This is a genomic window from Rhodococcus sp. EPR-134 (assembly GCF_001647205.1).
GTDB lineage: Bacteria > Actinomycetota > Actinomycetes > Mycobacteriales > Mycobacteriaceae > Rhodococcus_F > Rhodococcus_F qingshengii.
In genome coordinates, this window is record NZ_LVCT01000359.1 from 1 (window position 1) to 11,691 (window position 11,691).

Below are 11,691 nucleotides of genomic sequence, written 5' to 3' on the forward strand. Positions count from 1 at the left end.
CCTCGGCAGTGATGAATGGGCTCGAGTCCAGCACCTCCGATATGGCGCTGATTACTGATGATTCGATGATTCCCGCCGGTCAAGCCACGACGTGGAGATTCCGAATCGACGATTCAGGGGGTGGCGCGGTAACCGAGTACGAGGCAGAGCAAGGCCAGCTCATGCATCTGTATTTCATTCGGGATGACTCGACGAGATTCGCGCATCTGCATCCGATCATGGCTGGCGACGGCACGTGGAGCGCCCCGATCTCAGGCCTCGTACCCGGGAGATACCGCGTATACGCCCAGTTTAGGGCTCTTAGCGGGAAAACCTCTGAAACGCAGGTGCTTTCGCAGCTGGTCACAGTTCCTGGGGAGGGGACTCCGGAAAGGCTTCCACACGCCATGCCGTCGACCTCGGTCGACGGCTACACGCTCACGGTCGCGGGGAAACTCACACCCGGCCAGTCGGGAGAGCTCACGGTGGACATTGCCGGAGGCGACGAGCAGGGATCCGACGTGCAGCGCTACGAGGGCGCCTATGTCCATGTCACTGCAATCCATGCACAGACTCTCGCCTTTGCTGATCTGACGCCACTGGACAGCGATCAGCGAGGTCCGGAATTCGATGTACCTGCGAAACTCTCGAAATCCGGCGACTGGCGACTGTTCATCGAGTTCCAGACAGGAGGCCAGTTGCACACCGCGGCGATCACCATCGCTCTGTAACGAACCTTCAGCAGGCGCAATGACAATCGGGATGTGCCCGCCGGCGCCTCGTGCGTGCACCCGACATTCCTGAGCAAGGCGGGGTGGCGATTCCACGCAGCGGGTGCGAACGGTCCCGAGGTCAGGAGCATTGCCGTTCTGGTCCAATCCGGTACGACAGCACGGTTAGCCGATCTGTGGTGCGCGAGGGAAACATGTGACGCTTTTTGTCATATGGGGCAGTTGATGATGTTTATCTACTATTGTCCTTAGTACATGGGTGTCGAGCGCAGTTTGAGTCGTCGAGGACGAGGGGTGTTTGTGAGGCAACGGAATCGACTCACGCATGCTCGCACGAGAGTCGCTCACGCCGTCCTTGGTCTGGCTCTCGCCGGATCGATCGTCGCAACCACTCCCGGTATCGCGATGGCGGTTCCGCCGCCGCCACCGAATCCGAGCGATACCGAGTTGCAACAGGCAGACTCACGCGTGGATCAAACTCTGGGCCGTATCGGCGATCTGATCAACGACGTTGCGTCGGCGAATGCGCAACTCGCTGAGATCGCCGCCCAGGTTGCGATCAAGCGGGAGGACGTGAACAAGGCGTTGGTGGACCTTCAGTCATCCCGTGATGTCGCGGTGGCCGCCACTGCTGCTGGGGCAGCTGCACGCACCGACATGGGAGTGGCTGGGCAGGCAATCGAGGTGGCGCAACAGCAGTTCGACGATTTCGTTGCCGCCAGCTACAGACAAGGCAGCACCGCCGGCTCGCTGACCGTCTTCCTCGGAAGCGACAGCCCCGACGATCTCTTGGCCAAAGCTGACCTGGTGCGGATGATTACGAAGAAGCACAACGCGGTCATGGACGAGCTTCAGCGCGCACGAACGGCGCGATCGAACACGGAGTCTGTGGCACGGGCGGCCCAGGCGACCGCCGACGCTGCTGCAGCCAGAGCAGCAGACAACAAAGCCCTCGCAATGGAAGCAATCCAGCGCGTGACGGATGCGCAGAAGTCGGCAACAGAGCAACAGGCAGTGGTCATGAAGGAGCGCGATTCCGCGCAAATCGAGTTGGAGGCAGCGAGAAACAGCGCGACGGGATTGCAGAACCAGCGTCAGGTCTACGACCAGTGGGATACTCAGCGCAGAGCAGAGGAAGCAGCTACCGCTGCGGCGATCGCCGCAGCGCAGCAAGCAGCATCGGAAGCTGCGACCCGGGTTGCTGCGGATCAAATTGCACGTGATCGCGCCGCGGACATTGCCAGCAGACAGCGTCCGCATACCCAGATCAGCGATGATTCCTCGGAGACGAAGGTGCCGTCGGTGACGACTACGCCGTCACCGTCTGCTGCTTCTACAAGGGCTCCCACGTCGGTGACGGCTACGCCGTCACCGCCTGCTTCTCCAACCAAGGCTCCGTCGGTTACGACGGAGCCCGGAGGTGGCGTGAGTGACGACGGTCAGAATTCGGTCACCGGTGACGGTGCCATCGAAACTGTCATCGACCGGGCAATGTCGCAACTCGGTGTCCGCTATTCGTGGGGAGGCGGAGACGCAAACGGGCCGACCGTCGGAATTCGTGACGGCGGAGTCGCGGACACTTTCGGTGATTTCGAAAATGCAGGCTTCGACTGTTCCGGAATCATGATCTATGCGTTTGCTGGTGTGGGAATCTCACTTCCGCACTACTCCGGGTACCAGTACACCGCGGGAAGGCAGGTTCCAGCCTCTCAGATGAAGCGAGGGGATCTGATCTTCTACGGGCCCAACGCAAGTCAGCACGAGGCGCTCTACCTTGGCAACAATCAGATGCTTGAATCCCCGCAGTCCGGCGATGTGGTCAAGGTTTCCCCGGTGCGTTGGGACGGCATGGTGCCCAATGTGACCAGGCTTCTCTAGCTCTTCTCCGTCGGCGGTACGGTTGGCTTCAGAGGTCGGCGAAAATCGTTGCGTACGTCTGTCTCCATAAGAGTTTCGCCGGGCGTGCGCGCGGACATGTGGGGATCGTGGGGTTGGCGTTATCGGGATTGGTGGAAGGGGCAATTGACTTTCGAGTCGCCGATGCTGTTCTCGATCAGTTTCTTGATCACCTTCTTAGTCGATGGTCTTTCGGAGGTGCTTCTGGCCAGACCACCGTTCGATTTTCAGGTCACCGACAGTTACTTCGGCGTGGCACATTTTCACTACGTGGTCTTCGGTACGGTTGTGTTCACCACGTACGCGCGGATCTACTTCTGGTTCCCTAAGATGACTGGCCGAGTGATGGATGAGTGGCTGGGCAAATGGCATTTCTAAGCGGCGTTCGCGGATTCCACATGACCTTCCTCGTGCAGCACTGGCTCGGCGTCGAGGGGATGCCGCGCCGCTAAGCGGATTACCTACCTTTGGACGACTTTGCGGTACTGAACCCCATCTCGACCGTAGAGTCCTTCGTCTTGGGTGCATTCACCATTCACCTTGCCGTTCATCTGGAACGTCTTCAGGAGCTACAGATTTGGTGAAGTCGTCACGGTCGACGATCCGTGGGGCAATGGCAATTCTCTCGAGTGGGCGACCAGCTGTCCGCCGCCACGCCACAACTTCACCGAGCCCCTATCCGCTCCGAGTGTCCGGCGTTCGAGATGCACCACCCACACATGGTGGAACGGATTCGGGCTGAAGCTCACACCGGAAGGTTCCATCCCACAACGAGCACACTGGCGGGAAACGGATCCGAGTGAGCCGTGTCGTCCGCAAACTACGTGTACGCAATATATGTCGCACGTATGACGGGAAGAAGTGAGGACACGAAGTCGCCATGAGTTCGTTCCCAATTTCGGTGATGACTGTGCCGGCGACGGATGAGACTGGCATGACCCCCATCAAGTGACCCGCAAGCTATGAGAATCCTTCCGCCCTGATCAAGGGCATGAAAGGCTGCAACTCATGGCTGGACGCAAACGGCACACGCCCGAACAGATCATCCGAAAACTGCGCCACGGCGACGAACTTGCCGCCACAGGCGCCGACGTCGAGGAAATCGCCCGACAACTCGACGTCTCGGTGCCGACGCTCTACAACTGGCGCAAGCAGTATGGCGGCATGAAAGCCGACGACGCCAAAGAGTTCAAAGAACTCAAGAACGAGAACGCCCTGCTCAAGAAGCTCCTCGCCGAAGCCGAACTCGAAAAGGCTGCACTCAAGGAGATTGCTCGGAAAATTCTGGGTCAGGCCGTTCCGTCAACGGGTTGATTCCATTATCACTGGAAAATTCTGAGCCTGACCGCCAAACGAAACGCTGTCGTCATGCTCCAGGAAACGATGGGGCTCTCACAGCGTTTCGCCTGCAAAATCGTCGGGCAACCGCGATCCACCCAACGAAAAGCGCTTGCGAGAGACACCCCGGACGATCCGGACGCCGATCTGCGGAAGTGGTTGCGAGACTGGGCCAAAGCGAATGCCCGCAAGGGGTTTCGTCGGGCGTGGGCGGACTTGCGTGCCATGGGCTGGGTGATTAACAAAGAAGAAGGTTCAGCGTCTCTGGCGCGAGGAAGGGTTGCGGGTGAAGGTCCGCAAAATCCGCAAACGAGCCGACGCTTCGACCACCCCGATTGCCGAGGCACATGCACCGAAGGTGGTGTGGGCGATCGACTTCCAGTTCGACTTCACCACCGACGAACGGAAGTTCAAGATCGCGTCAATGGTGGACGAGCATTCGCGCCAGTCGGTGCTCAACATGGTCGAGGGATCCATCCCGGCAGAGGATCTCGTCGCCGCCCTGGAGAAAGTGTTCGCGCTCTGGGGCGGCCCGCCACAGGTGTTGCGGTGCGACAACGGACCCGAATTCATCTCCGAGGCGTTGCGGACGTTCTGCGAGGACCGACTGGGAATCGGATATGTTCCCCCTGGTCAGCCGTGGAAGAACGGCTACATCGAATCCTTCAACAACCGAGTCCGTGACGAATGCCTGAACATGAACGAGTTCCACAGCCTCCTCGAAGCCCGGGTGGTCATCGAGGACGGGAAGGAGGACTACAACACCCGACATCGGCATTCATCGCTGGCTTACCGCACTCCGAATGAGTACAGCTGCCAGCTGTATTCACACGCATTGATTCTCTGATAGCGAGTGGCTCACCAAACGGGGTCCTACCAAGACGACAGCCGCACTGACCGATTCGTTGTTACGCGAACTCTTACCGCGCTCACGTTTGTCGGTGCGGGCCTCGGTTGCCCTGCCTCGACGCTGCGCAAACTCCCGCTGTCCCGCGCATCGTATTCGATCGCCGTGGAGACTTCGCTTTCACACACGTGCACCTCGGTGATACCCCTGTCGGGTGGGATGCAAGTCGTTGAAGGATTGCCGTTTCCGGTCGTCTCATACAGTGAACTACTATCTCTTTTAGTAGTTCACTGTATGAGGGAGGGACATCGGCGATGACGAATTGGTCGCTCTGGCGTTGGATTACTGCGTCGGCAGGTGCGGTGGCAGCAGCGCTCATCGTCGGCGTCCCCACCGGGATAGTGCCGACTTCGTTCTACCAGCGGATGACTCCGGTGCTGTGGTGGAACTATCCGGTGTGGATCGCGAACGCGATATTGAGTGGATTGATACTCGCGACGTATGTGCGAACGCAATCCAGTTCTGCAGCACCCTCGCGCGTGGGCATTGGCAGCAATGCGCTGGCTCTGTTGGCCGTCGGCTGTCCGGTGTGCAACAAATTGGTGATCATGACTGTCGGTGTGACGGGTGCGTTGAATCTGTGGGCACCGATACAACCGGTCCTGGGGCTGATTTCACTGGCTTTGATGGCGGGCGCGTTTCGGCAGCGGTTGAAAGGTGAGCGGGCGTGCGGAGTGCGTACTTGTGTGTCGAAGGACTCGATCGGTACTGCGGTCCCCGAACGCTCCTAGTGCGCGATTGGATGTTGTCAAGAAGGATGGGACCCCAAGGAAACGGTCTCCTGTTGACGACGGTTGAAAACTAGTCCAGAAACGACGGGTGGTCTAGTTTTCAACCGTCGTTCACATCTCCTTCATCGCTTGGGTGATCTACGCCGCCTCTCTGCACGCGCGTGCTACTTCTGGTTGGCGCGATACCCGTGCCGCCTGGATAATCATTGCCGGTTTCGTCGCAATGCTGTTCAATCTCTTCATCATCAAGATGGATGTCTCCGGCCTCCATTCGTACGCGGGACTCAACTGAGAGCGAGCGGGTGAGAGTGGCGCGGGGGCATATGGATCAGGGGAGCCCCGCGCCTGCATGCCGGGGGAGTGGCGCAGCCATTCTGATGTGAGTGTGTGAACGTGGTGATCAAACTTGTCAATCATGCGCACTTCCTGCCCTTGCAAGGCGGAAGCCGTTGTGGCGCCGCGTCAGGGAGTTTCTTTTCCCGACATCCTGCGCGACACTCGAGTTCATCGTGTATCAGTGTCAACCTGATGTGGTCGCACCTGCTCAATACCGGCTGGCTTTCGAGTCGGTACGCCTCCGCGATCAACTCGGAGTCGGTCATCCCCCGCCGAACGTCCTGCATCATGACCTCCATGTCGTCTGTTCTCGTTTGCGTACCCGGCCTGTCCCTCGTTAATCGATGGGCTCGGTTTGCGCCTGGACCTGATTGATGCAAATAGATCGGTTCGGTTCAGGCGTGGGTTTTTGTGCACCCGTTCCTACCTCGTGCTGGTGGGTATCCCACGGAGCCTGACCAGAATGTTGAGCCCGACGAATGTGACCGCGCACGCAGGACGGCGCGTGCGGATCTCGGGATATCTTCGGGTGTAATTACCAAACCCTCCAACAAATGAGGTTGCCTCGATAGTGTTCGGTGTCCTCCGGGGTATTGACCTGTCGCCTAGAAGGCTCGGTGCCTCTGCCGAGGTCAATTGTCAAGCAGAGACACCGAGCCGCGTGCGCTCACATCCGACTGAAATCTGAGCAATGAACGCCGGAAGTCGTGATCACAGCGTGGCGAGAATGCCTTCCATCGTGGTGATTTCCTGGTTTTGCGCGCTGATGATGGTCTGCGCCATGGAGATAGCTTCGGGATACTGTCCGGAATCAACTTCAGTTTGCGCCATTGCGACAGCTCCGCGGTGATGGTCGATCATCTGAGCGAGGAACAGTTTCGCGGCATCGGTTCCCTGTGCATTCTGCAGCGCGGTCATGTCATCGGCGGACATCATCCCCTCCATCATTCCCGGCGTCATCCCCATGCTCTCTGAGGGCATCGGCATGTTCATGCTGGTAGAGGGTGTCATGCCTTCCATGCTGTGGGAGGTGGTCGGCATATTCATGCCAGAGGAGGACGAACTCTGTCCCCAGCTGGTCAACCAGGCCTGCAGCTGCTCGATTTCTGGGGCTTGCGCTGCCTTGATCTGTTCTGCCAACGTCGTCACTCGGGGGTCGATACCGTCTTTGGAGAGGAGCATGTCGCTCATCTGGACGGCCTGACTGTGATGCGGGATCATCTGCTCGGCGAATGTCACATCTGCCTGATTGTGAGTGCTCGCGTTCGCCGATGAACTGGATTCGGCACTCATTGACGTTGGCGTGGAGGTAGTTTCATCGGTATTGGAGCTGTTACATGCGGTGAGGACGAATAGTGCTGCAGTTGCTGCAGCACTGATTGCGAGGACCTTCTTCATATCGGGGAATCCCTTTCGCTGGGAGATCGGTTGTCGGGTCATGAGACGTTCTGTGAGGTGGACTTCGTAGTGCTGGGTGAAGGCCGGTGTTGATCTGGGGGAGAAGGGAGGCGTAGCCGCTTCAGCAGTAGTGCATTGACTGCGACGATGAAGCTGGACCCGGACATCGACAGCGCCGCGATCTCGGGGCGAAGTACAAGTCCGAGGGAGGGTTCGAAGACTCCAGCGGCGATGGGGAGGGCGATGACGTTGTACCCGACTGCCCATCCGAGGTTCTGTCTCATCTTGCGGAGGGTGCCTCGCCCGATTTGTAGAGCGACCGGTACGTCGAGTGGGTCCGACCGCATCAGCACGAGGTCCGCTGTTTCGATTGCGACGTCGGTACCTGCGCCGATGGCGATACCGAGGTCCGCTTGTGCGAGCGCGGGAGCATCGTTGACTCCGTCCCCGACCATCGCAACCTTTTTGCCGGCATTTTGCAGCTCGACGATCTTGGCGGCTTTGTCGCCGGGGAGCACTTCCGCGATGACGGTATCGATACCGAGCTGGCCCGCGATGCGCTGTGCGGTGGCTTCGTTGTCGCCGCTGAGCATGACGACTTCGACGCCCAAGTCGTGCAGCGCCGCCACTGCGGCGGCGGAAGTCTCTCGGACAGCGTCGGCGAGTGCGATCACCCCGACGCCCTGTCCGTCGACGGCAACGAGTACTGCTGTGCGCCCGCTGGCCGCGAGGTCGTCGCGTGTACCCATCAATGTGCCGAAGTCGACGTTTTCGGCGATCATCAGTTTGCGGTTGCCCACCGCCACTCGACGACCGTCCACCTCCGCAGCCGCACCATGACCTGGCACATTACGGAAATTTGTGAGGGGAAACTCCGGGGCGCCGCGTTCGGTCGCGTAGCGGACGATCGCGCCGGCGAGGGGGTGTTCGGACTCGCGTTCGACCGCCGCGACGAGGGAAAGGAGTTCATCGGTGCCGATACCGTCGACGACGACGTCGGTGACTTCGGGTTCACCCTTGGTGAGGGTGCCGGTCTTGTCCATCACTACCGTCTCGATGCGCGCCGAGGATTCCAGCGCGGTGGCATTTTTGAACAACACTCCTCGTTGAGCTCCGAGTCCGGTGCCGACCATGATGGCGGTGGGCGTGGCCAAACCGAGAGCGTCGGGGCAGGTGATGACAACGACGGTGATCGCGAACAGAAGCGCGGTCTGCACTCCTGCACCCGCCGCCCACCAGACGAGGAAGGTGCCGGTGCCGCCGATCAAAGCAACAAGGACGAGCCAGAACGCGGCCCGATCAGCGAACCGTTGCCCCGGCGCTTTCGAGTTCTGCGCTTCCTGGACCAACGCCACTATTTGGGACAGGGCGGTGTCGGCACCGACTTTGGTTGCTCGGACGCGAAGTGTGCCCGTCGTGTTGATGGACGCACCGATGACTGTGGATCCCGGTTCTTTGGACACGGGAAGGCTTTCCCCAGTCACCATCGACTCGTCGACTTCGGAAGTTCCGCTCTCGACCGTTCCATCGACCGGGACTTTGCCGCCTGGTCGGATCAGTAACAGGTCTCCGACGACAACGTCGGCGGTGGGAACTTCGACCGGTTCGCCGTCTCTCAACACGATTGCCAATGGCGGGGTCAGTTCGAGCAGTGTGCGAATCGCGTCGTTGGCTCCACCTCTGGCTCGCATCTCGAACCAATGTCCGAGCAGGACGAAGGCCGTCAGCACCGACGCGGCCTCGTAAAAGACCTCGCCGCCGCCGGTGAACGTGACGGCGACGCTGTAGAGCCAACCCGCTCCGACGGCGACGGCAACGAGGACCATCATGTCGAGGGTGCGGGCCTTCAGAGCCCGATAAGCGCCGTCGAAAAAGATCCAGGCCGAATAGAACACCACTGGCAAGCTCAGTATCAGGGTGAATACGTCGTCGCGGAGTCCGAACGGGGCGGGAACTGTGAATCCGAACATGTCGCGCCCCATCGGGGACCACAGCATGATCGGAATGGACAGAACGAGAGCGACGAGAAAGCGATTTCGCATGTCCCGGACCATGTCGTCCATCGACATTCCGGCGTGGGCGCCTCCGTGCCCCATCATGTCCTGTGCAGAGTGTTGAGCATGTGGTTCGTGCGCCGTGTGTTCGCCGTGAGGAGATTCTCCGGGGTGTTCGACCGGTGCGTCGGTTGACGCGCCGGCGTGGTCTGAATGAACGTGGTATTCAGAGGGCGCGGCGCTGGTGCTGTCGTTTGGTTCGGAGAGGGGGTCGCAACTGTGGGAGGGCACCGATCGCCCGGCGCAGTGATAGCCGCAGTCCCGGATCCATTGAGACAGTTCGGGTATCGAGGTTGCAGCCGGGTCGTAGGTGACCGTGGCAGTTTGGTTGAGGACGTTGGCCTCGGCAGAGACGACTCCGCGTCGGCGAAGGAGAGTTGATTCGACTGCGGCTTTCGATGTCGCCCACTGCAATCCTTGTACTTCGAGAACGGTGGTTCGATTCATCTCTGCGCCCTCTCGTTGTGACCGCCATTCTTGCGGCAGCGACTGTACGGATACCTCGGTGGCATGTTCCCGTGTTGTGGCAGATCGTCGGCACCTCTGGGCGTGATGTTGTGGGGTCCACGTGTGTCTCAATACTTGAGCCTGCCGGTGGCGGATATGCCTTGGTTAGCTGTTTGGTGAAGATTCGATGAAGGACCATGGTGTCCCCCGCAGTCGACGACTGCCCTCGTCCGCGATGGTGGTCGTCGTGGAGTGAAACCTTTGGATTCGTTGCGGGTGTAGTGGGACCTCGCCGCGCCTCGCATCCGAAGAGTTCAGGGCAGACGGCAATTACCGGGGCAATCGAATTCGGGACCAAGTCAGTGATCGGAGTTTGTGGCATGACTGGTGAATCGTCGTAGGCGCAAACTGTTCGTGACGACGAAGATGGAGCTGAAAGCCATGGCGGCGCCGGCGATCAGCGGGTTCAACAACCCCAGCGCCGCCAGAGGCAACGCCGCCACGTTGTAGGCGAAGGCCCAGAAAAGGTTCCCTTTGATGGTTTTCAACGTCGATCGCGACAGACGGATCGCATCTGCGGCGGAGCGCAGGTCGCCTCGGACAAGGGTGAGATCGGAGGCTTCGATGGCGACATCGCTGCCGGTGCCCATGGCCAGACCTAAGTCTGCTTGTGCCAGAGCAGCGGCGTCGTTGACGCCGTCACCGACCATAGCGACTGTGTACCCACGGCTTTGGAGGTCTTTGACGGCGTTGACTTTGTCCGCGGGCAAGACTTCGGCGATGACATCGGCGGCTTCGATCCCCACTTGTTTTGCGACGGCGACGGCGGCGCGAACATTGTCGCCGGTCAGCAGGATGGGACGTAGTCCCAAGGTTCGGAATGCAGTGATGGCCTCTTTCGAGGTGTCCTTGACAGTGTCCGACACGACCACGATTCCGCGGATCGAACCGTCCCACGCAACCCACACCGGGGATTTTCCGTCGGCTTCCGCGGCGTGTGCGGCCACCTCCAGATTCTCGGGTGCGACGAGAGACCAGTCCTGCTCCAACCAGGTTCGCCGACCTATAGCAACGGCTCGGCCGTCTACGACACCGGAGACGCCTCGGCCGTCGTGGTTGGAGAAACCTTCGATTCTCGGCAACGATCGGCCGTCAGCTCGAGCTGCGAGAGTGATGGCCCGGGCGATCGGGTGTTCGGAGCCGTCCTCCAACGCTCCTGCGACAAAAAGCAATTCGTCGATATTCTCGCCATCTGCGGTCACTGTCGAATCGACACTCATGCGCCCGGTGGTGACGGTCCCGGTCTTGTCGAGCACGATGGTGTCGACCTGACGGGTGGATTCGAGAACCTGGGGGCCTTTGATGAGAATCCCCAACTGGGCGCCGCGGCCCGTTCCGACCATCAGAGCCGTCGGTGTGGCCAACCCCAATGCGCAGGGGCACGCGATGATCAGCACGGCAACGGCGGCGGTGAACGCCGCCACCATCGAGTGACCGGTCAAGAGCCACGCACCCAACGTCATCAGTGAGAGAACGATGACGACCGGGACGAAGATTCCGGAGATGCGGTCGGCGAGACGTTGGACCTGAGCCTTGCCGTTCTGTGCATCTTCGACCAGTCGTGCCATCTGAGCGAGCTGAGTGTCGGCGCCGATACGAGTTGCTCGAACGAGGAGTCGCCCTCCAGCGTTGACGGTGGCGCCGACAACGGCGTCGCCAGGGCGCACTTCCACTGGCACGGATTCGCCGGTCAGCATGGAGGCGTCCACCGCAGATGCGCCGTCGGTGACGATGCCGTCGGTCGCGATCTTTTCGCCGGGGCGGACGACGAAGATGTCACCGACCACCAATTGTTCGGTGGGAATTCGGATCTC

Annotated in this window: 6 protein-coding genes and 3 pseudogenes; 6 read left to right on the forward strand and 3 right to left on the reverse strand. The window is 60.2% G+C overall.

Translation table 11 applies throughout. From position 1 onward, the window contains the following. The first annotated feature begins 386 nt into the window (after window positions 1-386). From A2J01_RS35825 to ccsA, 6 genes and pseudogenes are all read left to right on the forward strand, one after another. On the forward strand, window positions 387-710 hold the full coding sequence (locus tag A2J01_RS35825; RefSeq protein WP_134929860.1) for a hypothetical protein: 324 nt from the start codon (window positions 387-389) through the stop codon (window positions 708-710). 255 nt (window positions 711-965) lie between these two features. Continuing rightward, window positions 966-2,588, forward strand: a complete 1,623-nt coding sequence (locus tag A2J01_RS16040; protein WP_082900879.1) for an NlpC/P60 family protein — start codon at window positions 966-968, stop codon at window positions 2,586-2,588. 132 nt (window positions 2,589-2,720) lie between these two features. Further along, window positions 2,721-3,409 (forward strand): annotated as a pseudogene (locus A2J01_RS16045) (cbb3-type cytochrome c oxidase subunit I); the annotation flags it as partial. A gap of 205 nt (window positions 3,410-3,614) precedes the next feature. Next, window positions 3,615-4,791 (forward strand): annotated as a pseudogene (locus A2J01_RS16055) (IS3 family transposase). 314 nt (window positions 4,792-5,105) lie between these two features. Next, window positions 5,106-5,582, forward strand: coding sequence for a hypothetical protein (locus A2J01_RS16060; protein ID WP_047270626.1), 477 nt, complete (start codon window positions 5,106-5,108; stop codon window positions 5,580-5,582). Window positions 5,583-5,697: 115 nt separating this feature from the next. Then, a pseudogene (gene ccsA, locus A2J01_RS35175) lies at window positions 5,698-5,874 on the forward strand (cytochrome c biogenesis protein CcsA); the annotation flags it as partial. Window positions 5,875-6,629: 755 nt separating this feature from the next. Here the strand turns inward: ccsA and A2J01_RS16070 are convergent. From A2J01_RS16070 to A2J01_RS16080, 3 genes are all read right to left on the reverse strand, one after another. Further along, complete coding sequence (locus tag A2J01_RS16070) at window positions 6,630-7,316, reverse strand: DUF305 domain-containing protein (RefSeq protein ID WP_047270628.1); 687 nt, start codon at window positions 7,314-7,316, stop codon at window positions 6,630-6,632. A gap of 38 nt (window positions 7,317-7,354) precedes the next feature. After that, on the reverse strand, window positions 7,355-9,817 hold the full coding sequence (locus tag A2J01_RS16075) for a heavy metal translocating P-type ATPase (RefSeq protein ID WP_064113088.1): 2,463 nt from the start codon (window positions 9,815-9,817) through the stop codon (window positions 7,355-7,357). Window positions 9,818-10,176: 359 nt separating this feature from the next. After that, a partial coding sequence (locus A2J01_RS16080) for a heavy metal translocating P-type ATPase (protein WP_064113089.1) occupies window positions 10,177-11,691 on the reverse strand: 1,515 nt, incomplete at its 5' end.